Genomic DNA, 25,370 nt, shown 5'->3' on the forward strand with positions numbered 1-25,370 from the left:
ACCGTTAATTATTCTTTTCCTCCTCCTTCCTTGTTCACTCATTAATAGCTTTTTGATGTCAACTATTCCTAATGCGGCGTAGAGCGTTGCGTGGTTTTTTCCTACCCATATAAAGAGGTCAGACATGATAGTTTTAAGCATCATGTCGATGAACCCTGTGGACATGAATTATCTCAGAAAGGTTTCAACGTAAGGCAGCTCAGGGTGTATCAACAAAAAAGTTTATATATCCACAATTTAGTGAGTGAAATTCACCAAGGACTTTAAGTATGACGGACAATAAAGTCATTTTAGCGGTCAATAACGGAGACGGAAAAACTCGGTTGTTGACCGCAGATGCAGGCCGGACGGTTAAGGTAAAACTTATCCCCGGCAATAAATATTTATTGAAGAATATTAACGACGACTTCGCTCCAGAAAATATTACGCTGCAGCGCGTAGACAAGGCGCTGCACATTATCCAGGAAGGCGATACACAGCCAAGCATAATTATTGAAGATTACTTCAATGGTGATCCTAACAACCCGGTGCTGATGGGCATGGCGGAAGATGGATTACTCTACGCCTATGTTCCTCTGTCGGGCGAAAGCTACGACACCGGCTATCTGATGGCTGACGGCAGCATGTCTCCTGTGGCGTTAGGCGGAGAACCGTTAGGCGCGGGTGGGCCTCTTCTGACGGCACCGGATGACGACAACGACATGCTGTTTGGCATGCTGGGATGGTTTGCACTTGCGGCGGCGGGTGTAGGGGCTGCTTTCGCGCTGTCTGAGATGGACAAGGACGACGGCGATAACCACTCCACGCCTGATAAGCCGAGCATCGGCACCACAATGGATGATGAAGGCTCAATCAAAGGCCCGTTAAAATCAGGTGATACAACCGATGACTCAACGCCGACGCTGACCGGTAAAGGTAAGCCTGGTGACACCATCCATATCTACGATAACGACAAAGAGATCGGCTCCGTTATCGTCGATGATGAAGGCCAGTGGAGCTATACGCCTGATAAGCCACTGGGCGAAGGCGAGCACGAGCTGACCGTCGCGGAAAAAGATCCTGACGGCAACGCGAGTCCTCCATCAGACCCGATTGTCATCGTCGTTGATACGGTTGCGCCAAAAGCGCCGACGATTGAACACATCATGGACAAAGTGGGTAAAACCACCGGTGAAATTCATGATGATGCTTACACCGACGATCCTCAACCGGAAATGAGCGGCACCGGTGAAGCTGGCGCAACGATCGCAATTTACGATAACGGTAAAAAGATCGGCGAAACCACCGTTAACGAGGATGGCCGTTGGTATTTCAAACCGTCCGAAAACCTCACTGACGGTAGCCACAGCATCACGGTCAGCCAGACGGATAAAGCGGGTAACGTCAGCGAACCGTCTGATGAGCGTGATTTTATTGTATTGACTGAACCTCCGGGAAAAGCAGAAACGCCTGAGGTGATTGACAATACCGGTCCGGTAACCGGTCCGCTCAAACCGGGCGATGTGACGGATGACAGTCAGCCTTCTTTCAGTGGAGAGGGAACACCGGGCAATACCATCATTATCAAAGACAATGATAAAGAGATCGGCTCGGTTATCGTCGACGATGAAGGTAAATGGTCATTTACACCTAAGGATGAACTTGCCGAGGGTGAACATAATGTCGTGGTCGTTGAGGAAGATCCGCTCGGCAATGAAGGCGATCCTTCCGATCCGATTCAGATTATTGTGGATACCACGCCGCCAGCCAAACCGGATATGGCCGATGCCCAGGATAATACCGGGCCGATTACGGGCCAGCTGAAAGGCGGTGACGTCACGGATGAAACCCGTCCGGTATTCAGCGGTAAAGGCGAACCGGGCGACACCGTGACCATTTATGATGGTGACGAGGTGCTTGGCACAACCGTTATTGACGATAAAGGCAACTGGACGCTGAAACCAGAGAAACCGCTGGGTGAAGGCGATCACAGCATCACCGTTACGCAGACGGATAAGGCGGGCAATACCAGCGACCCCTCGGAAGCGCTGGAGTTTGAAGTTGACACTACCGCGCCTGATGCTTCAGCAAATGTTCTGAATATTACCGCCGTCGCGGATGACGTAGGCGATCGTCAGGGCAATGTAGCCAGCGGTGACATCACCGATGACAGCAAACCGCTCATCAGTGGTATCGGTGAAGCCGGGAACACCGTCTTTGTCTACACCACCGACTCTTCCGGCAAACACCTGATTGGTACAGCGGTGGTAGGCAGTGATGGCACCTGGAGCCTGACACCAGAAACCCCACTGACGGAAGGCCTGAACAAGCTGACCCTGGAGACGCAGGACCCGGCGGGCAACCGCGTTGCCGGTGAAGCGCCGTCTTACGACATCAATCTGCTGATCCCGGTGAGTACTGCACCGTCCATTAACAGCGTTGTGGACAACGCCGAGCCACATGTGGGTCCGTTGCAGAAAGGTGAATCCACCAACGACACCACCCCAACCCTGAGCGGCAGCGCTGCACCGGGCGACATTGTGTCTATCCTTGACAACGGGAAAGTGATTGGTACCGTCACGGCGGACAGCAACGGGAAGTGGGCGTTCACCCCGGATACCGCGCTGGCGGATGGCAAGCACACCTTCACCGTCACGGCGACTGACGCAGCGGGCAACGCGCGCACCAGCGGCAGCTTCCCGATCGTGATCGATACTGCGGCACCGTCTCCGGCAAGAAAATATCGTTATCAATGATAACGTGGGCGACAAGCAGGGGCCGGTAGGTCCAGGCGACACCACCGACGATCAGTCCCCGACCCTGAGCGGCGAAGCTGAGCCGGGCAGCGTGGTGGACATCTATGATAACGACGAGAAGATCGGTTCCGTCATCGTTGATGACGAAGGTAAATGGTCCTATACGCCAGACACGCCTCTGGCTAAAGGCGATCATGAGATCACCACTACCGTGACCGATCCGTCTGGCAACACCAGTGAACCGTCTCCGGGGATCTCCTTCACCGTCGATCCGGATCCAAACCAGGTGACCGTGGGTGAAGTGGTGGATGACCAGGGCCCGATCGTGGGCAACCTGAAGCCAGGCACCGTGACCGATGATGTCCGCCCTGAACTGAGCGGTAAAGGTAAGCCAGGCAGCACCGTGACCATCATGGATGGCGACGATGTACTGGGCTCCACCGTGGTGGATCCGGACGGCAACTGGACCTTTACCCCTGAACAGGATCTGGCCGATGGCGATCACAGCCTGACCGTGATTTCCAAAGACCCGGCCGGAAACGAGGTGACCTCTCCGTCCTTTGATATTACCGTTGATGCGACCGCCCCGGAAAAACCTGTACTGGGATCCGCAACGGATGATGTGGGAACAATTCGTGGCGATCTGAGCAACGGCGGCACCACCGACGACGCAAACCCAACCTTCAACGGCTCTGCAGAGCCGGGCAGCCGTGTCGATATTTATGACAACGGTGAGCATATTGGTTCGACGATTGCGGACGACAACGGCGCCTGGCAGTTCACGCCAACCACACCTCTGCCAGAAGGTGAGCACCATATCACCACCACCGCAACGGATGAAGCGGGCAACACCGGTCCGGAATCGGATGATTTTGTGCTGGTGACCGACTACACCCCACCAGTGGCAAGCAGCGATGTACTGAACATTACGTCCGTAATGGATGATGTCGGCGGCCGTCAGGGTAACGTGGCCAGCGGTGAAATCACCGATGACAGCAAACCGGTTATCAATGGTATTGGTGAAGCGGGAAGCACCGTCTTTGTTTACAGCACGGATGCTAACGGCAAACATCTGCTGGGCTCAGCCGTGGTCGACAGTGAAGGCAACTGGACGCTGGCACTGGATACACCGCTGGTGGAAGGGCTTAATCAGCTGACGCTGGAAACCCAGGACGCAGTAGGCAACCGCGTAGCGGGTGAAGCACCGTCTTACGACATTACCGTTCTGATCCCGGTCAGCACCGAGCCGTCCATCAACAGCGTTGTGGACAACGCCGAGCCGCACGTCGGCCCAATGCAGAAAGGTGAAACCACCAACGACACCACCCCAACCCTGAGCGGCAGCGCTGCACCGGGCGACGTTGTGTCTATCCTCGACAACGGGAAGGTGATTGGCACCGTCAAGGCGGACAGCAGCGGTAAGTGGTCGTTCACCCCGGATACCGCGCTGGCGGATGGTCAGCACACCTTCACCGTCACGGCGACTGACGCAGCGGGCAACGCGCGCACCAGCGGCAGCTTCCCGATCGTGATCGATACTGCGGCACCGTCTCCGGCAGAAAATATCGTTATCAATGATAACGTTGGCGACAAGCAGGGGCCGGTAGGTCCAGGCGACACCACCGACGATCAGTCCCCGACCCTGAGCGGCGAAGCCGAGCCGGGCAGCGTGGTGGACATCTACGATAACGACGAGAAGATCGGTTCCGTCATCGTTGATGACGAAGGTAAATGGTCCTACACGCCAGATAAGCCTCTGGCTAAAGGCGATCATGAGATCACCACTACCGTAACCGATCCGTCTGGCAACACCAGTGAGCCGTCTCCGGGGATCTCCTTCACCGTCGATCCGGATCCAAACCAGGTTACCGTGGGTGAAGTGGTGGATGATCAGGGGCCGATCGTGGGCAACCTGAAGCCAGGCACCGTGACCGATGACGCACGTCCTGAACTGAGCGGTAAAGGTAAGCCAGGCAGCACCGTGACCATCATGGATGGCGACGATGTACTGGGCTCCACCGTGGTGGATCCGGACGGCAACTGGACCTTCACTCCTGAACAGGATCTGGCCGATGGCGATCACAGCCTGACCGTGATTTCCAAAGACCCGGCCGGAAACGACGTGACCTCTCCGTCCTTTGATATCTCTGTCGATACCGTGGCACCGGAAAAACCGGTTATTGGTGTTGCGACTGATGACGTCGGCTCCAGCCGTGGCGATCTGAGCAGCGGTAGCACCACCGATGATGCGAACCCAACCTTTAAAGGTTCCGCAGAGCCGGGCAGCCGTGTCGATATCTATGATAACGGGGAGCTGATTGGTTCTACCATGGTGGACGAAAATGGCGGCTGGCAATTTACGCCAACCACCGCGCTGCCAGAGGGTGAGCACCATATCACCACTACCGCAACCGATAAGGCCGGTAACACGGGTCCGGAATCAGATGATTTTGTACTGATCACCGACTACACCGCGCCTGACGCCAGCAAAGTGGCGATCACCGAAGTCTACGACGACGTGAACACCGCAGGCGTGATTGCCTCCGGCGGAGAAACCGACGACAACCGTCCGCTGATCAAGGGGACGGGCGCAGAGCCGGGCAACACCATCACCGTCTACAACGGCGACAAGGTGATTGGCACCGCGAAAGTGCAGGCTGACGGCACCTGGTCCCTGGAGCCGACCACGCCGCTGCCGGACGGGAAGTACACCCTGACGGCGAAAGAGACCGACGGCGTGGGCAACGTCTCCGGCCCGTCCGGTGAGTACATCATCAACGTGGCCACCGTACCGCCGCAGGCACCGACGCTGGATACCGTCTATGACGATGTGGCCCCGCATGCGGACTACCTGCAGAAGGGCGATGTCACCAACGACACCACCCCGACCCTGAGCGGCAGCAGCGGCGTGGCGGGCGGCACCATCAGTATCTACGACAACGGTCGTCTGATTGGCACCACCTCCGTGGCCGGCAACGGCAGCTGGAGCTTCACGCCGGATACGGCGCTGGCAGACGGCAGCCATAACTTCACCGCCACCGTCACCGACGGCGTGGGCCGCACCAGTGAGCCAACCGGCGGCTTCGGTATCGTTATCGATACAAAAGCCCCGGACGCGGCCTCTGACCTGCTGGTCACCGACAACGTCGGCGCCTACCAGGGCCCGGTCGTGAGCGGCGACACCACCGATGACAACACCCCGACCCTGAGCGGTAAGGCCGAGCCGGGCAGCACGGTGAACATCATCGACAACGGCCAGGTCATCGGCACCGCGAAGGTGAACCCGGACGGCACCTGGAGCTACACCCCGGACCAGCCGCTGGCGAACGGCGCACACGACCTGACCACCACCGTCACCGATCCGTCGGGCAACACCGGGCCGGAAGGCTCGCACGTGGTCATCACCGTTGACGTGGTCCCGGGCAAGGTGGAAATCACCGCCGTGACCGATGACACCGGCAGCGTGACCGGCAGCCTGTCGCAGGGCGCGCTCACCGACGACACCCGTCCGCAAATCAGCGGCACGGCGAAGGCGGGCAGCACCGTGACCATCATGGACGGCAGCAACGTGCTGGGCACCACCACCGCGGGCGCGGACGGCACCTGGAGCTTCACGCCGAGCGTGGACCTGGGCCGCGGCGACCACACCTTCACCGCCACGGCGAAGGACCCGATGGGTAATGAGTCAGCCAGCAGCAGCTGGACCGTGACCATCGACACCGATGCACCGGTGAAACCGACCATCGATGCGGCGCTGGACGACGTGGGCAGCGTGCAGGGTAACCTGGCGAACGGCGGCACCACCGACGATCCGACCCCGACCCTGAGCGGCAAGGCGGAAGCGGGCAGCACCGTGAAGATCTACGATCAGAACGGCCTGCTGGGCGAAGTGACGGCGAAAGCTGACGGCACCTGGAGCTTCTCACCGGTGGCGAAACTGCCGGAAGGCGAGCACCGCTTCCACGTGACGGCCACCGACAAGGCGGGCAACACCAGTGTGGCATCGGACGACTTCGTCCTGACCCTGGACTACACCGCCCCGGATGCGAGCAAGCTGGCGATCACCGAAGTCTATGACGACGTGAACACCGCAGGCGTGATTGCCTCCGGCGAAGAAACTGACGACAACCGTCCGCTGATCAAGGGTACCGGTGCGGAGCCGGGCAACACCATCACCGTCTACAACGGCGACAAGGTGATTGGCACCGCGAAAGTGCAGGCCGACGGCACCTGGTCCCTGGAGCCGACCACGCCGCTGCCGGACGGGAAGTACACCCTGACGGCGAAAGAGACCGACGGCGTGGGCAACGTCTCCGGTCCGTCCGGTGAGTACATCATCAACGTGGCTACCGTACCGCCGCAGGCACCGACGCTGGATACCGTCTATGACGATGTGGCCCCGCATGCGGACTACCTGCAGAAGGGCGATGTCACCAACGACACCACCCCGACCCTGAGCGGCAGCAGCGGCGTGGCGGGCGGCACCATCAGTATCTACGACAACGGTCGTCTGATTGGCACCACCTCCGTGGCCGGCAACGGCAGCTGGAGCTTCACGCCGGATACGGCGCTGGCAGACGGCAGCCATAACTTCACCGCCACCGTCACCGACGGCGTGGGCCGCACCAGTGAGCCAACCGGCGGCTTCGGTATCGTTATCGATACAAAAGCCCCGGACGCGGCCTCTGACCTGCTGGTCACCGACAACGTCGGCGCCTACCAGGGCCCGGTCGTGAGCGGCGACACCACCGATGACAACACCCCGACCCTGAGCGGTAAGGCCGAGCCGGGCAGCACGGTGAACATCATCGACAACGGCCAGGTCATCGGCACCGCGAAGGTGAACCCGGACGGCACCTGGAGCTACACCCCGGACCAGCCGCTGGCGAACGGCGCACACGACCTGACCACCACCGTCACCGATCCGTCGGGCAACACCGGGCCGGAAGGCTCGCACGTGGTCATCACCGTTGACGTGGTCCCGGGCAAGGTGGAGATCACCGCCGTGACCGACGACACCGGCAGCGTGACCGGCAGCCTGTCGCAGGGCGCACTCACCGGACGACACCCGTCCGCAAATCAGCGGCACGGCGAAGGCGGGCAGCACCGTGACCATCATGGACGGCAGCAACGTGCTGGGCACCACCACTGCGGGCGCGGACGGCACCTGGAGCTTCACGCCGAGCGTGGACCTGGGCCGCGGGGACCACACCTTCACCGCCACGGCGAAGGACCCGATGGGCAATGAGTCGAGCAGCAGCAGCTGGACCGTGACCATCGACACCGATGCACCGGTGAAACCGACCATCGACGCGGCGCTGGACGACGTGGGCAGCGTGCAGGGTAACCTGGCGAACGGCGGCACCACCGACGATCCGACCCCGACCCTGAGCGGTAAGGCGGAAGCGGGCAGCACCGTGAAGATCTACGATCAGAACGGCCTGCTGGGCGAAGTGACGGCGAAGGCCGACGGCACCTGGAGCTTCTCACCGGTGGCGAAACTGCCGGAAGGCGAACACCGCTTCCACGTGACGGCCACCGACAAGGCAGGCAACACCAGTGTGGCATCGGACGACTTCGTCCTGACCCTGGACTTCACCGCCCCGGATGCGAGCAAAGTGAGCATTACCGATGTGGTGGATGATTTTGGTTCCGTGACCGGATCGATTGCTTCGGGTGGTAAGACGGACGATAACACGCCGTTGATCAAGGGTACGGGCGCAGAGCCGGGCAACACCATCACCGTCTATAACGGCGACAAGGTGATCGGCACCGCGAAAGTACAGGCTGACGGCACCAGGGAACTTCAGGTTACGAAAGCCCTGCCTGACGGGACGTACAACCTGACGGTGAAAGAGACCGATAGCGTGGGTAACACCACGGCGGCATCACCGGAATACATTATTCAGATCGATGCTGGCGGTCAGCCGCTGCCACCGACCCTGAGCAGTGTGGAAGATGATGTTGCGCCGCATACCGGGCCATTACAAAAGGATGCGACAACCAACGACAACACCTTGTTGTTGACGGGTACGGCTGAAGCCGGTGTCACGGTTCGCATTTATGGCGGCCCGAACGGTACCACCCTGCTGGGTGAAACCAAGGCCGATGCCCAGGGCAAATGGAGCTTCAATACGCCGAAACTGGCGGACGGCGTTCATACGTTTGTCGCGGAAGCGATTAACGACATTGGTCAGGTAAGCCCGCAGACTGGCGGCTTCCCAATCACGGTTGATACCAGCGCGCCGGGTGAGGTCACTGGCTTTATCGTGAGCGATAACGAAGGTCCGAAGACCGGTACATTGTCCAATGGCGATACCACTGACGATGCGACACCGACGATCAGCGGTAAAGCAGAGCCAGGCAGCGTTGTTCACATCTATGTGAACGGCCAGGAAAACGGTACTGCGGTTGCAGACGCGAACGGTAACTGGACTTACACCACCGGTTCTCTGGCGGATGGAGAATACACCTTCACCGCGCGTGCTGAAGATTCAGCAGGCAACCTGGGGGCTGAAAATGCCGGTGTCACCGTCACGCTTGATACCTCCAGCGTTCCGGTCACCATCGTCCGCGTAATGGATGATAAAGGCAGCGTCACGGGTGAACTGAAGGCGAACGACGTCACTGACGACGCGCGTCCGGAAATCATCGGTAAGGCGAAAGCAGGCAGCACTGTCACCATCATGGATGGCAACGTGGTGTTGGGCAGCGTCAAGGCCGATGCCAGTGGCAACTGGGTATTTACGCCTACCAGCGATCTGGGCGATGGTGTACACAACATTACGGCAATCGCGAAAGATCTGACGGGTAACGAGGATACCTCCAGCACCTTCAGCTTCGAAATTGACAGTAAAGCACCGAACCGTCCGAGTATCGATTACGCGGAAGATCAGGTGGGAACGATCAAGGACGATCTGAACAGCAACGATGTCACTGACGATCCGCAGCCAATCCTGCACGGTACGGCTGAAGCGGGTAGCACCGTCAATATTTACACCGTTGACGGCACCCTGCTGGGTTCAGTCACCGCGAACAGCAACGGTGCATGGAACTTCAAACCGGGCAGCAAGTTACCGGAAGGCAAAAACACCTTCTACGTGACGGCCACGGATGAAGCCGGCAACGTCAGTGACAAGTCTGCGGACTTTATTCTGACTACCGACTACACCGCGCCGGATGCGAGCAAAGTGACCATTGATTCCGTAACGGATAACGTGGGTAACGTTCAGGGTATTGTTGCAGATGGCGGGGTACTGGATGACTCACGTCCGGTGATCCGTGGCTCTGGTGCTGAAACGGGCAACGTCATTACCGTCTATACCACCGACAAAGACGGCAACACGAAAGTGTTGGGCACGACCAAAGTGGATCAGAATGGCAAATGGGAACTGACGCCATCTGAGTCTCTTTACGGTGATTCAATCAACAAACTGACCGTGACGGAAACCGATAGTGTTGGCAACGTGGCGAAACCGGCTGACAGCTATGACGTCATTATGTCTGACACCCCGAATGCGCCAGCGATTGTTAACGTCCTGGATGATACTGGCACAACCGTTATCAATCTGGCCGACAATGCGTTGACCAAAGATGACACGCCGACCCTGAAAGGGACTGCGGATGGTGTTGCAGGCGATACCATCACCATCTACAACGGTAGTCAGGTTGTGGGTAAAACAACGCTGAACAGCGATGGCACCTGGAGCTTTACGCCATCACCAGCGCTGGCTGATGGTAACTATATCTTTACGGTGACCAATACCAACAGCGCGGGTCAGGAGAGCGAGCGTAGTGGTTCGTTCACCCTCACTATTGACTCAACAGCACCAAATCCGGTTTCCGGTTTACAGGTGGCTGACGATCAGGGGGCCTGGAAAGGTCAGTTAACCGACGGTATGACCACCGACGACAACAAACCGACCTTCACGGGTAAAGCAGAGCAGGGTAGCACGGTCACTATCTACGATAACGGCCAGGCGATTGGTTCAGTTGTTGTGACTAACACTGATGGTAGCTGGCAGTACACGCCAACCACGCCATTAGCAGATGGTGAACACCAGTTTGCGACCCAGGTAACGGATCCGGCGGGTAACGCGAGCGCGATCGTTGACGATATCACCGTTAACGTCTCCACGGGCGCAAGCTATCTGCAACTGCTGCAGGTGGTGGATGATGTCCAGGAAACGGGCGGCTCACGCGTGCTTCGCGAGGGTGAAGTCACCAACGACAGCCAGGTACAGCTGGTTGGTAAGGCGACGGCAGGCAGCACCATTATCATCACTGACGTCGGTGGCGTTCAGCTTGGCACGGTGAAAGCAGATGCCAACGGTGACTGGGAATTCACGCCGCTGAGCAGCCTGAGTGATGGCGCGCATACGCTGCGTATTACCGGGACCGATCCGTCAAATAACCCGCTCACCCCGATTGACTTCGATCTGGTGGTGGACACGGTTGCGCCTGTTGCGCCGGTTATCACAAACGTGCTGGATGATGTGAACCCTGTTCAAGGTTCCGTTGCTCACGGCAAGCCTACCAACGACACCACGCCGGAAATCACCGGTACGGCGGAGAAGGGAAGCACGGTCAATGTGTACCATCAGGTGGATGCGACCACGCGTATTCTGCTTGGTACCGCCGTTGCCGATAGCACGACGGGCCTGTGGACGCTGCAGATCACTGACGCGAACAAGCTGACTGAAGGCACCTGGAATCTGGTGGCAACCTCCACGGATGCGGCTGGCAACATCAGTACGCCGAGCAACACCTGGACGATTGTTGTCGATACCACCGTGTCTGACGCGGTTATCAATATCAGCTCTATTTCAGAAGACCGGGGGGCATCAGATACTGACTTCATCACCAGCGATAACACGCTGTTGATTAACGGTCAGCTGACGAAAGCCCTGCAGGCGGACGAATGGGTTGAGATTAGCCTCGACAACGGTGCAACCTGGACGCGTGCCTCAACGGTGACCAGTACATCCTGGACTGTGGATATGCAGAACACGCCGCTGAATGATGGTGCTTACACCATTCAGGCTCGCGTGGTGGATAACGCCGGTAACGTTGGTAGCACTGATTCTCAGGCGCTGCAGGTGACAACAGGCGGCAGTGACATGAATGGTCTGTCTACGACCACCAAAGTCACCACCGATACCAGCCATGGCCTGACGACCGGTGATCACTTCAGCCATGCTGCGACAGCAACTAACAGCGACATGGTCACCCGTGACCGTACGGTGACCATCAGCGGTAACCTGAGCGCGGCGCTACAGGCGGGTGAGCATCTGCAGATCTCCCTGGATAACGGCAAAACCTGGCAAACGCTGGCACTCAACGGCCAGAGCTGGAGCTATGTACTGCCGGAAGCGACAGCAAGCACCACTCACAGCTTCAAGCTGCAGGTCATTGACGTTGCGGGCAACCCAGGTACGAACACGAAGTTTGCGGATAGCTACAACGTGGTTATCGATCTGGATTCTCCGAACGGTATTACCGGGGCGCCAGATGTGCCGCAGCACACCACCACAGGAGATTCGTTCACCTTCTCCAGTGGTCAATACGGTCGTGTTGAAGCGGGGGCGATTGTCTCGCTGGTGAGTGATGTCAACAACAACGGGACATATCAGGAAGGTCTGGATCAGGTCATTGGCTTCGTGAAGGCTAACGCTGACGGCTCCTGGAGTCTGAATACGTCACTGCCTTCTGGCGCACATAACCTGGCCTTTGTGGTCTGGGATGAAGCGGGTAACCGCTCAAGCATGAGCGCCAGCACCAGTACAGGTGTCACCGAAGGTGGCGGCAGTACGCTGATTGAACAAACCTGGGGGGGAACGACCGATGCGGATAGCCGCGGTCTGAACGCCGCTGCGGTGACCATCAGTCAGGATGGTTTGTGGTCATTCTTCCAGAGTGCTCGTGGCACTTCTGGTACATCGACCGCTAACGCCGGACGTGTCTATGACTCCGTCACGCGTGAAGACTACGATTCAACGTACCTTGCCCAGCCGTCAACCGACAACGGTGCGGGTTACAACGTAGATAGCACGTCCTACAGCCGTTATGTTAACTCCGCAGCCTTTGCGGACATTAACCGCGATGGCTATGCCGACGTCATGTCTCAGATCAGTAGTTATAGCAACGCGGGTCGTACCGCCTACTGGCTGCAGAACGCGGACGGTAGTTACTCCGCGAAGGCGCTGGATCAGGGCACCCTGAACCACCTCGGCGGCGTGATTTCCTATGACCGTGAAGGTGATGGCTATCTGGACTTTGTGCTGGGTGACTCCGAAGCAGACTCCATTTCGTTCATCAAAAATACGCAGGGCACGCTGAGTTACGAGGACAACTCCGGCTTCTCTGACGGACATCCTGGCGGGGCATTGCCAACGTCGCTGAGTGTGCTGCACGAAGTCGGGGCTGTGGATATCGATAACAACGGTACCGTAGATATTACGGCACATATCGACTACAACGGCGCTGGCAACCTCGTCGGCAACAACTCCCGCGGTCTGGGTATCTTGTATAACCAGACTACCGGGACGTCGAACACCAACTTCGGTGAAGTTGGCTACTACGCGAACGTGTTCCGTGACGATGGCCATGAAGACTACGGTAACTTGTCTATCTCCATGACCTATGCGGATTACAACAACGATGGTTGGCTGGATCTGTTCCTGAGCCGTGGTTCGAAGGGGGGCAGTAACAGCGACGAGAGCCGTATCTATCTGAACGATGGTACCGGTAAGCTCAATGCAACGGACAGCCAGGCGCAGTGGTTTGGCGATAACGTTGATGGCGGCACGTCGCTGGCAGTGGACTGGAACCACGACGGTAAGATGGACATCATCGAAGTGCCACGCTCTGGCGTGACTGGCTCGCCGATGTTGTATACCAATACCGGTAGTAACAATTGGGGCGCCAATAAAGTCAGCCTGACAGGTAGCACGACGTTCAACAACATGACGGGTGCCGTCGCACTCGACTATGACTGGGACGGTTCGATGGACCTGGTGCTGTACCGCTCTGGCGCAGATGCTGATGTCGTGGCAAGAGACGACGCGGGACGCACGATGCTGGTGAAAAACACCAATATCGCGGCGGACGGCACGAGCCTGCAGATCCGTATTGTTGACGGCAACGGCATCAATACCTTCTACAGCAACACCGTGAAGTTATACAACTCAGCGGGCGAGCTTGTGGCAACCCAGTTGATTAACCCGCAGTCCTCTGGTTCCAGCAACAGTATGGGTCTGGTGAGCTTCTTCGGGCTGGATCCGAATGAAGTTTACTCCGTGCAGATGCTGCGCATTACCGATGGTAAAGCGGATCACGTTGGCGCAACGAGCAGCATTGGTGGGTACACCAACGGTACGGTAAATGAGAGCTGGGGGGGCCTGACAACAGGTAAAGCCCATGACTCTTACGTACTGACGGCGGAAAACAGCAATGCGGCGAACAACACCTCCGGAAACAACGGGATCATCGGGACGGGCTATAACGACACCTTCTTCGGTTCTGCAGGCAACGACACCTACAACGGTGGCGGCGGCTGGAACCAGATTGTGAGCGGTAATCCTGTCTGGAGCGAAACTGCCGGTATGGACGTTGTTGACTACAGCCGTTCAACCACTGCGATCAACGCGAACCTGTGGACAGGCACTGCAACCGGTAACGGCACCGATCAGCTCCTCAACATCGAGGGTCTCGTAGGTTCCAGTCAGCAAGATACGTTTACGGATAACTCCGCGAATAACGTGTTTGAAGGACGTGGTGGCAATGACGCCTTCTACCTGGTCAACGGCGGTAACGATACGCTGATGTACAAGGTGTTGGCAGGTCTGAGCAACGACAGCACCGGTGGCAATGGTCATGACACGATCTACGGCTTTAAGGTGGGTAATCTGGTGAAAGACAGTGATGCAGATCTGCTCGATATGAGTGAACTGCTTGACTACAAAGGTTCTATCTCCTTCTTCGAAGACGAAGGAAAACTGGAGCTGGATTACTCCTCCCGCGGCGTACTTGACTACGTCAAGGTGGAAGTTGTGGGTAGTGATACCGTGATCAGTATCGACCGTGACGGTCAGGGCGGACAGCATGGATTTACGCAGGTTGTCACGCTGGCTGACGTGCAAACGGATTTGGTGACGCTGTTACAGAATAACCAAATCATGATGTAACCCAGTAAATACCCGCCATCTTCGGATGGCGGGCTTTCTGCACGCATCTACCAATCGTTGTTACACAGTCATTCACTGGGTTAATCGGGAATTTGATAAATGAAAGTAACCCTTAATAAGTTTAAAAAAATAAACCTGGCGTGTGCGATTACTGCCGCGCTCAGCATATTGATATCCAGCACTGCATATTCAGCAGAACGAGTGAAGCACGTCATCGATATACCGGAAGACGTCAAAACCACTTCAGGGAAGACGGCACCACAGCCTTACCGTCCGGTTGCGGATGTGACACCGGAACTGGCACAAATTGTGGTTTATTACCCTGAGGGGAGCGTGCCCGCGACGATTTACGTCGACCGCGAGCTGCAGTCGGTACTGCTGCCGGGGCAATTTACCGTCCTGTGCGCCGCGCCAGGCGCGCATGCGGTGGAGTCCTGGTTCAACGATCACCCTGCTTATCAGGGGAAACAAAATCCTCTGCAACAGCTCAATGCCGAGAGTGCGCAAACCTATTTTATTCAGGTTAATCCAGGTACGTCAGGAAATACGGCGGCCCTGGAAGAGCGTTCCCGGGCTGAAGCCCTGTTGAGTAAGATGCATAAACAGACCAAAATTATTAACCGTGCATCGCAGGTAAAAACCTGTGATTACATTAATAACAGCGGTGTGGTGCTTATTCAGGAGCAAGTCCTGTTCCGCTTTGCGGCAAGTAATGCGGCAGGGATTTTTGCTGAATCCCGCAATAAGCTGGACGAGGTGGTGAAATTCACCAAAAAGGCGAATAACGTCAGTGAGATCCAGATTGTGGGTTATACCGACGCAATTGGTAGCCGTGAGGCTAACCAGCGCCTGTCTGAAGCACGTGCCGATACCGTTCGTTCATTGCTGATCGAGAAAGGGATTAAACCGGAGCTGATCAATAACACGACGGGCAAAGGAATAGCACAAAGCGCTGAAGGCTGCGGTACCTCTGCCAGCCAGCAAGCGGCAGGATGTAACGTCAATAGCCGCCGCGTAGAAATTTTAGTGAAAAGCCACTAAGTCAGCATCGATACAAAAATACGGATTGCGGAGACGCTTTCCGTATTTTTTTTTGTGAATAATTTGACGGTGTTATGGAGACACGGGGGACGTGTTAGAGGCGGTGAGGGATTAAGCAGTTTGTGGTTCGTACATCTTAATGTGGGCAATGCTGTAGTACTTTTTCTTTTCTCTGATTATGTCATGGTCAATCGAGGATTTAATGATTTCGCCGCAGGAATAGATTTTCTTTAAAGAGTTAAACCCCAATTGTTTCATTATGCTGTTGCTGTAGGTATAGGTGGTTTTGGGTTTGATGTTATATAAGGTACTGATGTCGTCAATCGTGTAGCCTGAGATCATTAACTTCAGGACACAGAACTCCATATGCGTCAGTTCGATGTGTTTTTTGACGATCCCGCTTTTGCTGGGATGACGCTGGGTATGCATTTTCCTGACGATTTCATCGTTGGTCAGATTATTGATATTCACGAGACGATGTTTGTAATGCGAGCAAATGCATGCGAAAAGCTCCGGAAAGATATCCGAGTGGTAAGCGATGATGATCTCTTCAATGGCGTGGAGGTTTGTTTTCTGTTTTAGTGAGATAAGCCACTGAAAGTAGATGATGTTGCTATAAATAGAGTCAGGAAGCACCAGGTACAAAGTAAAAAAACTCTCTTTTTTCATACCTTTTACCCAGTCGTGTAAATGGTGCTGATTATAAAAAGAGAGAATCTCTTCTTTTTTGAACGTATTGGAAAGTAAATGGCGCAATCCGATGTTGCTGAAATGACATCTTGATAATATGACCCGCGACGTATCCATTTTTATCCCTTTGGTTAATGTATTCTGCACGCCTCTTTTTAGTGTAAGATTTGCATGCTAACGATCTTATGATACGGTATGTATATATTTTCATTTTACACGATGTCTCAGGGTTAATATGTGAGAATAGTCTTCGCATAAATGGGAATTGTTTACGTGCCTGATGATTGGACCGCTTTCTATATTAATAATAAGAAAGTGATGTCAGGGGTTAGGATTACTCCACGTCTACAGGACATGCATACTTTTAAGGTTTATCATTTAATCAATTGTGGAATGCCACGCTTCATTCTCTCTGCACCGCCATGGGTGATTGATTAATTATAAGGAAATGTCATTTCACCGAAATGGCATAAAGAAAAGTATGAGAAAATTGCCAGCTCTGTTTATTTTCACCACGCTATTTTTACTGGCAGGGTGTCAGATAACCCCCGGAAGCCATATTGATACCGACGGAAAAACGGTTGTCGAAACGCCCGACCCCGATAATATCAATGACGTAAAGGTGAATGTTTACCCCGTTACGCCGGCGCTGATTGAGAAATTACGTGAAAACGTCGTAGTCGCCCACGCCAATGCGGAGCTGAATAAACGACTCGAAGCGTATGAGTACCGTATTGGGGTTGGTGACATCATTATGGTCACGGTGTGGGAACATCCTGAGCTTACCACCCCGTCTGGCCAGTATCGTAGCGCCAGCGATACGGGAAACTGGGTCCATTCAGACGGCACTATTTTTTATCCGTACATCGGGAAAATCCATGTTAAGGATAAAACGGTCACTGAAGTCAGAGAGCTGATTACCGAACATCTGGCGAAATACATTGAGTCCCCACAGGTCGATGTGGGGATTGCCGCGTTTCGCTCTCAGAAAGTGTATGTCTCTGGTGAAGTTAATCAGTCCGGGCAGCAGCCCATCACTAACGTTCCATTGACCATCATTGATGCGGTTAATCTGGCGGGTGGGCTGACTGAAAACGCAGACTGGGGGAATGCTGTTTTAACCCAGGGGGGTAAAAAATCAATCATTTCGCTGCAAGCGCTTATGCAGTATGGCGATCTGCAGCAGAACAGGTTGCTCTATTCCGGCGATATTCTGTATATCCCGCGTAATGATGATTTAAAAGTCTTTGTTATGGGCGATGTGGTGAAGCAAACCACCATGAAAATGGATCGCTCAGGCATGACGCTGACCGAAGCGTTGGGTAATGCGGAGGGCATGAATCAATTAACCAGTGATGCCAGCGGTATTTTTGTGATCCGTTCGGAAAACAAACCGGATGCGTCAAAGGGAAAACAGGCAAATATTTATCAGCTTGATGCCAGGGATGCGACGGCGCTGGTGCTTGGCACCGAATTCAGGCTCAAGCCGTACGATATTGTGTATGTGACGACCGCACCGATTGCGCGCTGGAACAGAGTCATTAATCAATTAATGCCAACCATTAGTGGTGTCTACAGCCTGACTGAAACGACGCGCTTCATCAGAAACTGGAGTAATTGATATGAATGGCAGGTATCAGTCCATTCTTGTCGTCTGCACAGGCAATATTTGTCGTTCCCCGGTGGGGGAACGCATTTTGCGTTCACGCTTGCCCAATATGATCGTGGATTCCGCCGGGATTGCTGCGTTAACGGGAGAAGCGGCAGATCCCGTAATGGTTAACACTGCACGTGAGAATGGCCTTTCGTTAGAGGGTCATTGTGCCAAACAACTTACACCGCTGATGTGTCGTGAATATGATTTGATTCTGGCCATGGAGCAAAACCATATTGAAGCCGTGACCCGCCTGGCAATGGAAGCCCGGGGAAAGACATTTTTATTCGGATATTGGCTCCAGCAAATGGAAATTCCTGATCCTTATCGTCGGGGTCGAGATATCTCAGGTGTTATTTTTCAACAACTTTTTTCCGCTGCCGAAGAATGGGTCAAGGTTTTCCAGCAGGTTAAATAATCAGGGCTGATTAGAGCATGTTTGACAAACAGATTAGCAATTCGCAAACCGATAATGTTCCGCGGCAGGAGGATATTGACATCGTTCAACTCCTCAAAGTCTTATATTACAGTAAGGTCTGGATAGCGGCGACGACATTACTGTTTATCGCTTTCGGTATCGTTATTGCTTACACCTTAGCGCCGGTCTATAAAAGCGATGCGTTAATTCAGGTTGAGAGAAATGCATCTACGGGGCTGTTGAATAAGCTCTCTACGATGCTGCCTGAAGGTTCCGGGGTCGCTTCAGAATCTGAAATTTCGTTAATTAAATCGCGGATGGTGATCGGTAAAACCGTGCGCGATCTGGGGCTGGATATCTCCGTGACTGAAAAGCGCTATCCGTTTGCGAATGGCCTGCTCCTGCGCCTGCTTGGTAAACCCACGGGTAACATTGAGGTTTCAACCTTAACTGTCCCCGAGGAGTTCCTGAACGAAGCGTTGATCCTGACGATAACTGCTGCGGGTGAGTACACCCTGCAGGTCGGCGAGGCCGTTTTGCACGGTAAAGTGGGGGTTCCTCTTCACGCGCACGGCATTGATTTTATGATTGAACGTGCCGAACTGACCCAGGACACCGTGTTCATTTTACGTAAGCACAATGAATATTCGGTAATTGATGAGATCAAAAACAATATCGTCGTGGATGGAAAATCCGGGGGCAATGGGATGCTGCATCTGAGCATGACCGGCACCGATCCGGTCATGATCAGTAAAATCCTTGAAACCATCAGCCACAATTATCTTGCCCAGGACGTTGAGCGTAAGTCAGAAGAGGCCAGCAAGAGTCTGGCCTTTGTGAACGAACAATTACTGCAAATCAAAAACAATCTGGTGACGGCAGAAACGAAACTCAATGATTTCAGAAAGAATAATGAGTCGGTGGATTTATCCCTTGAAGCGAAATTCATTTTAGACAATGTGGTGTCCATTGATACCCAACTGAATGAATTAACCTTTAAAGAAGCTGAAATATCAAAGCTCTATAAACGTTCGCATCCGGCTTATAAAGCGCTGTCAGAAAAACGTGCGGTACTGCAGGAAGAGAAAGAGAAGCTCAATCAACGTATCAGTACGATGCCGCGGACTCAGCAAGAAATTTTGAGCATGACCCGTGATGTGCAGATGGGAAATGATATCTATATGGTGCTGTTGAATAAGCAGCATGAACTCAATATCAATAAGGCCAGCACGCTGGGCAATGTTCGCATTATTGACAATGCCGTCACGCAGCATAAGCCGATTAAACCGAAAAAAACGTTGATTGTCATCCTGTCGGCGCTGTTGGGCTTCCTGTTCGCCTCCGGTGTGATTCTGCTACGCAACATGTTAATTAAAGGGATCAAACAACCCGCGGAGCTGGAAAAACGGGGCATCCCTGTCCACGCCGTCGTACCGCTGGCACCTGAACTGACAAAGAGCAGACGCTGCCGGGCGATTACCACCTATCAGTCTGATGAGCTGTTAGTGAAATCGTCCCCAACCTCGCTGGCGGTCGAGGCGATAAGAGGGCTGCGGACCAGCCTTCATTTCGCCATGCTGAAGTCAGAAAATAAAATATTAATGATTTCAGGCACCTCTCCGGGGGTGGGTAAATCCTTCGTCAGTTCAAACCTGGCGGTGCTGATGGCGCAGGCCGGTTCACGGGTGCTGCTGGTTGATTGCGATCTGAGAAGGGGATATTTGCACAGCATCTTCTCCCAGGCGGAAGGCCATGCCGGGCTTGCCGATTATCTCTCAGCGAATGTGGCGGTGTCCCAGGTGATAGAAGAGACAGAGTACCAGGGCGTCGATTTTATTGGCCGGGGAAGAATGGTCAATAACCCCGCCGAGCTGTTTATGACGGAGAAATTCCAGACACTCGTTGACGCCTGTTCAGCGCAATACGATGTCATTCTTCTCGATACACCGCCAATTCTGAGCGTTACGGATGCCGCGATTATTGGCCGATTTGCCTCAACGTCTCTGATGGTCGTCAGGTTCGAACAGAATTCGGTCCAGGAGGTGGAAGCAGGGCTGCGTCGATTCAATCAAAACGGGATTGCCATCCAGGGGGTCATATTCAATGGCGTTGAAAAACGCGCTTCGGCCACCTATAGCTATGGCGATTACTCATACCAGGAGTAATTCATCTCTCTTCTTTTAAGGAATAAGTCTTGACAGGCCGGGAATGTGTAATATTCCTAATGCCTGTTGACTTGTTCCTGGTTAAAAGTTCCCGTTATGTAATGCAGTCTGAATGCCAATTCCAGATAAAAATGCCAGAATTAATACCAAGGAATGCTCTTAAAATCTAAATTAATGAACCATCAGGGAACCACAAGGGGGGATAAACAGTAATCAACGGATGTGAAGTAGTTATTTAGAGTGGTGATGTTATATTTTGAAAAAATGTAATGATTCCGAAATAAAGAGTCGATTAAATGAATAGTAATAAAAATAAAGTCTTTCAACTCGAGTTGAAGTGGCATCCTGTTGCCGCTTCTGTGCTACTCGCTCTGCCAATTGTTGCGCACTCAGCAGAGATCAACATCAAGAACGGCGTGGTTTATACTGCCGGGAATGTGCCTGTCATTAACATTAATAAAGCCAACGATAAGGGGCTTTCTCATAATGTGTATGACAACTTAAACGTTGATAAGAATGGCCTTATCTTCAATAACAGCATGACTGAATCAAATACCGTTCTGGCGGGTAAGATTCAGGGGAACAGCAATCTGACGTCCGGGACGGCGAAAGTCATCCTGAACGAAGTCACGTCTAAAAATGCCTCTGCGATTAACGGCATGATGGAAGTGGCCGGCGATAAAGCCGATTTAATTATTGCTAACCCGAACGGTATTACCGTTAACGGTGGCGGCGCCATTAACACCAGTAAACTGACCCTGACAACCGGTACGCCGGATATTCAGAACGATCAGTTAGCGGGTTATTCTGTTAACGGTGGCACCATTACGCTGGGTAAACTGAATAACGCCAGCCCGACGGAAATTTTGTCTCGCAATGTTGTCGTGACCGATAAAGTCACAGCTAACGAGCTGAACGTTGTCGCCGGTAATAACTACGTTAACGCTGCAGGTCAGGTGACCGGTTCAGTAACCGCAGCCGGAACGCGTAATGCCAACAGCATTGACGTTGCTGCGCTGGGCGGTATGTATGCCAATAAGATTAACCTCGTCAGCACCGAAAGCGGTGTCGGCGTGCGTAACCAGGGCATTATTGCGGGTGGCATCAACGGCGTAAATATTGACGCTAACGGTCAGTTGCTGAACAACACTGCGCGCATTGAGTCCTCTGGTCAGATCAATATTAAAACCAACGGCGCACTGAGCAACGTCACCGGGGATATTACCTCTGTGGGGCTTTGTTGAATAAATCGAACTTTTGCTGAGTTGAAGGATCAGATCACGTATCTTCCCGACAACGCAGACCGTTCCGTGGCAAAGCAAAAGTTCAAAATCACCAACTGGCCCACCTACAATAAAGCCCTCATCAACCGTGGCTCCATAACTTTCTGGCTGGATGATGAAGCTATTCAGGCCTGGTATGAGTCAGCAACACCTTCTTCACGAGGCAGACCTCAGCGCTATTCTGACCTTGCCATCACTACTGTGCTGGTCATTAAACGCGTATTCAGGCTGACCCTGCGGGCTGCGCAGGGCTTTATTGATTCCATTTTTTCTCTGATGAACGTTCCGCTACGCTGCCCGGATTACAGCTGTGTCAGCAGGCGGGCAAAGTCGGTTAATGTCAGTTTCAAAACGCCCACCCGGGGTGAAATCGCACACCTGGTAATTGATTCCACCGGGCTGAAGGTCTTCGGTGAAGGCGAGTGGAAAGTCAAAAAGCATGGCCAGGAACGCCGCCGTATCTGGCGTAAGCTGCATCTCGCCGTTGACAGTAAAACACATGAAATCATCTGCGCTGACCTGTCGCTGAACAACGTTACGGACTCAGAGGCCTTCCCCGGGTTAATCCGGCAAACCCACCGGAAAATCAGGTCAGCCGCCGCCGATGGCGCTTACGATACCCGGCTATGTCACGATGAACTGCGGCGTAAGAAAATCAGCGCGCTTATCCCTCCCCGAAAAGGTGCGGGTTACTGGCCCGGTGAATATGCAGACCGTAACCGTGCAGTGGCTAATCAGCGAATGACCGGGAGTAATGCGCGGTGGAAATGGACAACAGATTACAACCGTCGCTCGATAGCGGAAACGGCGATGTACCGGGTAAAACAGCTGTTCGGGGGTTCACTGACGCTGCGTGACTACGATGGTCAGGTTGCGGAGGCTATGGCCCTGGTACGAGCGCTGAACAAAATGACGAAAGCAGGTATACCTGAAAGCGTGCGTATTGCCTGAAAACACAACCCGCTACGGGGGAGACTTACCCGAAATCTGATTTATTCAACAAAGCCATTCCATTACGTCGTCTGGGTAAATGCGACGAGGTTGCCAATACCGTCGTTTATCTGGGCTCCACTGCCTCCAGCTACATTGTGGGTCAAACCATCGTTATCGATGGCGGCCTGGTGATGCGGTGATTTATGTCTAAATACGTTATCCCCTCGAAGATCTTTCTGGAAATGGGCGGCTGGCGTCAGCCGTTGCTGATGGTCGACAGAATTGATGACTTCAAATATGGCGAAAATGGCTTTGTGAAGGTGACGAAGCATATCACCTACAACGAGCCCTATTTGCTCGGGCATTTCCCGGACGATCCGATCATGCCTGGGGTTATTATTTCTGAGATTTTTGGTCAGGCCAGCGAGTACCTCTCGTTCCTCACCGATATTTGCGATATTTACAACCAGACATACGGCACGGAACTGAAATCGTTACGCGATATTCATGCGCTCATTCAGCGTGACGAGATGCGGGAGATCATTCGCACGCGCCGCGCGCAGGTTCGCGGTGTTCTGGCGGCCCAGAATTTGAAATTTAAAGATATTGCCTACCCAGGTGATTCGATTGAAGTGACCAGCAAGCTGGCATTTTCTGATGCCCATGGCTTTAAGCATTATTCCGTGACGGCTAACGTCGGCAAGCGGTTAATCAGCCATGGCACCATTATTAATTTCCGCGAAACAAAGTAAACCCCTGAGAGAGTTAAAACCATGTCTACAATGAAAAACGAAATTGACCAGCGCAAGGACGTGCTGATGACAATTAAAACTGAGATTATTCAGCGTTTAAATATTCAGCGCGATGAGTCTCAAATTGATGATGATACCGCCCTGTTTGGTAATGGTTTAAAACTGGACTCCGTTGATGCAACGGAAATCGTGGTCATGCTGGATAAAGTTTTCGATATCAAAGTGAGCGAAAGCGATGATCCTTCTTATATGAGAAGTATCAACAATCTGGCGACGTTTATCATCCAGAAGAAAAAAGCTTAATTTATCATTGCGAACAACAGGATCACGTTATGAAGTCTCTTTATGATTTTCATTTAAAAAACAATGCGAAAATGGGCATTTACAACAATGCCAACGTTCCTTCTGCCTATCACGATCCGATGGTGGAATATAAAGCCGTACGTGAAAATGCCCTGCTGGTGGACTATTCACACATGTCCATTGTCAGCGTGATGGGTGATGATGCCTGGGCACTGGTGAATTATTATGTCTCTGCCGATGTTTCAATTATCCGTGACGAGCAAGGGATCTACTCGCTGGTATTGAATGAAGACGGTACGGTGCGCGGTGATGTGTATGTGCTCTGCTCATCCGACGGCTACTACATCATGTCCGAGAACATTCCGGCGGCGGAAATTATCACTGGCCTGAACGCCCTTCTGGAAAAAGCCGACGAACTGGATATCCAGGAAACCCCTGAAATTGCTGACATGCGCGAGCAGAACTGGGGCGCGATCATGGTAGAAGGGCCGTACTCCTGGGAGCTGATGTCTGAGATCCACGGTTTCGACGTGATTGGTCTGCCTTATTACGAGTACATGAATACCGACGACGAGCTGATGGTATTCCGCTGCGGTAAACACGGTGAATTCGCCTATATGGTTGTTGGTCAGCAGGAACAGCTGCTGGATCAGTGGCAGCAACTGCTGGAGCACGGCGGCAAATACCTGCTTCAGACTGGTGGGCTGGACTACCAGAAAATTGTACGTATCGAAAACCCAGGCTGGGATGACGCGCTGTGGGCTGAGTACAACCTCAATCCGGTAGAGCTACAGTTGCAATGGGCTGTGCAGTACGACAAAGAGGGCTTTGTGGGTAAAGACGCGGCCGAAGAGCTGTCTCACGGCGAAGGCGCACGCAAGGTGATCGGCATGATTGTCGAGGGCGAATGTTCAGGCATTGAATCCGGCGATAACGTACTGGTTGAGGGTCAGGTGGTAGGGAAAGTCGCTAAGGCTATCTATTCTCCAGCCCTGCAGTGCTTTATTGCCCTGGCGCTGATCGACAATGAATATGCATGGTCTGATATTAGCGGCTTTGCTATTCAAACGCGCTCTGAAACGGTAGCCGCGAAAACCAAAGGTATGCCATTTATTTATAACCTGAGCATGCTGGTTAATCCAACTGAACACAGTTTTGTGGATGCCTCTAAAGCGAAAAGCGCACTGTAATTATTAATCGAAACAGCGAGA

At 53.6% G+C, this 25,370-nt stretch carries 11 protein-coding genes and 3 pseudogenes; 13 read left to right on the forward strand and 1 reads right to left on the reverse strand.

Translation table 11 applies throughout. From position 1 onward, the window contains the following. Positions 1–269: 269 nt before the first annotated feature. The 4 genes and pseudogenes from ECL_RS04940 (at position 270) to ECL_RS04955 (ending at position 15,961) form a co-directional block, all read left to right on the forward strand. Positions 270–2,735, forward strand: a complete 2,466-nt coding sequence (locus tag ECL_RS04940; protein WP_013095691.1) for an Ig-like domain-containing protein — start codon at positions 270–272, stop codon at positions 2,733–2,735. Between the two features lie 4 nt (positions 2,736–2,739). After that, a pseudogene (locus ECL_RS27635) lies at positions 2,740–7,698 on the forward strand (Ig-like domain-containing protein); the annotation flags it as partial. A gap of 154 nt (positions 7,699–7,852) precedes the next feature. Next, on the forward strand, positions 7,853–14,920 hold the full coding sequence (locus ECL_RS04950; RefSeq protein WP_237707069.1) for an Ig-like domain-containing protein: 7,068 nt from the start codon (positions 7,853–7,855) through the stop codon (positions 14,918–14,920). A 201-nt stretch (positions 14,921–15,121) separates the two neighbouring features. Continuing rightward, positions 15,122–15,961, forward strand: coding sequence for an OmpA family protein (locus ECL_RS04955; protein WP_272941380.1), 840 nt, complete (start codon positions 15,122–15,124; stop codon positions 15,959–15,961). A gap of 111 nt (positions 15,962–16,072) precedes the next feature. Here the strand turns inward: ECL_RS04955 and ECL_RS04960 are convergent, their stop codons facing one another. Beyond that, positions 16,073–16,768, reverse strand: a complete 696-nt coding sequence (locus ECL_RS04960; protein WP_013095695.1) for a helix-turn-helix transcriptional regulator — start codon at positions 16,766–16,768, stop codon at positions 16,073–16,075. 364 nt (positions 16,769–17,132) lie between these two features. On the opposite strand from ECL_RS04960, the gene ECL_RS04965 reads away from it, so the two are divergent. The 9 genes and pseudogenes from ECL_RS04965 to ECL_RS05005 all read left to right on the forward strand — a co-directional run bounded on the left by ECL_RS04965 (position 17,133) and on the right by ECL_RS05005 (position 25,349). Then, complete coding sequence (locus ECL_RS04965; RefSeq protein ID WP_013095696.1) at positions 17,133–18,272, forward strand: polysaccharide export protein; 1,140 nt, start codon at positions 17,133–17,135, stop codon at positions 18,270–18,272. A 1-nt stretch (position 18,273) separates the two neighbouring features. After that, entirely contained in the window at positions 18,274–18,723 is a 450-nt protein-coding gene (locus ECL_RS04970) for an arsenate reductase/protein-tyrosine-phosphatase family protein (RefSeq protein WP_013095697.1), read from the forward strand. 17 nt (positions 18,724–18,740) lie between these two features. Next, entirely contained in the window at positions 18,741–20,888 is a 2,148-nt protein-coding gene (locus ECL_RS04975; protein ID WP_013095698.1) for a polysaccharide biosynthesis tyrosine autokinase, read from the forward strand. Positions 20,889–21,184: 296 nt separating this feature from the next. Continuing rightward, positions 21,185–22,123, forward strand: a pseudogene (locus tag ECL_RS04980) (filamentous hemagglutinin N-terminal domain-containing protein); the annotation flags it as partial. A 30-nt stretch (positions 22,124–22,153) separates the two neighbouring features. Further along, positions 22,154–23,122: an IS5-like element IS903B family transposase gene (locus ECL_RS04985; RefSeq protein WP_013087110.1), complete on the forward strand. Its 969-nt coding sequence runs from the start codon at positions 22,154–22,156 to the stop codon at positions 23,120–23,122. A 56-nt stretch (positions 23,123–23,178) separates the two neighbouring features. After that, positions 23,179–23,304: pseudogene (locus ECL_RS04990) on the forward strand (SDR family oxidoreductase); the annotation flags it as partial. A gap of 3 nt (positions 23,305–23,307) precedes the next feature. Continuing rightward, positions 23,308–23,856 carry a 3-hydroxyacyl-ACP dehydratase FabZ family protein gene (locus ECL_RS04995; protein ID WP_013095700.1) on the forward strand — a complete coding sequence of 183 codons (549 nt, stop codon included), beginning with the start codon at positions 23,308–23,310 and terminating at the stop codon, positions 23,854–23,856. Positions 23,857–23,877: 21 nt separating this feature from the next. Next, positions 23,878–24,159, forward strand: a complete 282-nt coding sequence (locus ECL_RS05000; RefSeq protein ID WP_013095701.1) for an acyl carrier protein — start codon at positions 23,878–23,880, stop codon at positions 24,157–24,159. A gap of 29 nt (positions 24,160–24,188) precedes the next feature. After that, the gene (locus tag ECL_RS05005) at positions 24,189–25,349 is read left to right on the forward strand and encodes an aminomethyl transferase family protein (protein ID WP_013095702.1); all 1,161 of its coding nucleotides are present in this window, start codon (positions 24,189–24,191) and stop codon (positions 25,347–25,349) included. Positions 25,350–25,370 lie beyond the last annotated feature (21 nt).

Source organism: Enterobacter cloacae subsp. cloacae ATCC 13047 (genome assembly GCF_000025565.1).
Classification (GTDB): domain Bacteria; phylum Pseudomonadota; class Gammaproteobacteria; order Enterobacterales; family Enterobacteriaceae; genus Enterobacter; species Enterobacter cloacae.

Excerpts from the sequence above, each read along its gene's own strand:
- ECL_RS04965 (WP_013095696.1), top strand. The coding sequence starts at position 17,133 with ATGAGAAAATTGCCAGCTCTGTTTATTTTCACCACGCTATTTTTACTG.
- ECL_RS04960 (WP_013095695.1), bottom strand. The coding sequence starts at position 16,768 with ATGGATACGTCGCGGGTCATATTATCAAGATGTCATTTCAGCAACATC.
- ECL_RS04950 (WP_237707069.1), top strand. The coding sequence starts at position 7,853 with ATGGACGGCAGCAACGTGCTGGGCACCACCACTGCGGGCGCGGACGGC.
- ECL_RS04975 (WP_013095698.1), top strand. The coding sequence starts at position 18,741 with ATGTTTGACAAACAGATTAGCAATTCGCAAACCGATAATGTTCCGCGG.
- ECL_RS04970 (WP_013095697.1), top strand. The coding sequence starts at position 18,274 with ATGAATGGCAGGTATCAGTCCATTCTTGTCGTCTGCACAGGCAATATT.
- ECL_RS05005 (WP_013095702.1), top strand. The coding sequence starts at position 24,189 with ATGAAGTCTCTTTATGATTTTCATTTAAAAAACAATGCGAAAATGGGC.
- ECL_RS05000 (WP_013095701.1), top strand. The coding sequence starts at position 23,878 with ATGTCTACAATGAAAAACGAAATTGACCAGCGCAAGGACGTGCTGATG.
- ECL_RS04940 (WP_013095691.1), top strand. The coding sequence starts at position 270 with ATGACGGACAATAAAGTCATTTTAGCGGTCAATAACGGAGACGGAAAA.
- ECL_RS04995 (WP_013095700.1), top strand. The coding sequence starts at position 23,308 with ATGTCTAAATACGTTATCCCCTCGAAGATCTTTCTGGAAATGGGCGGC.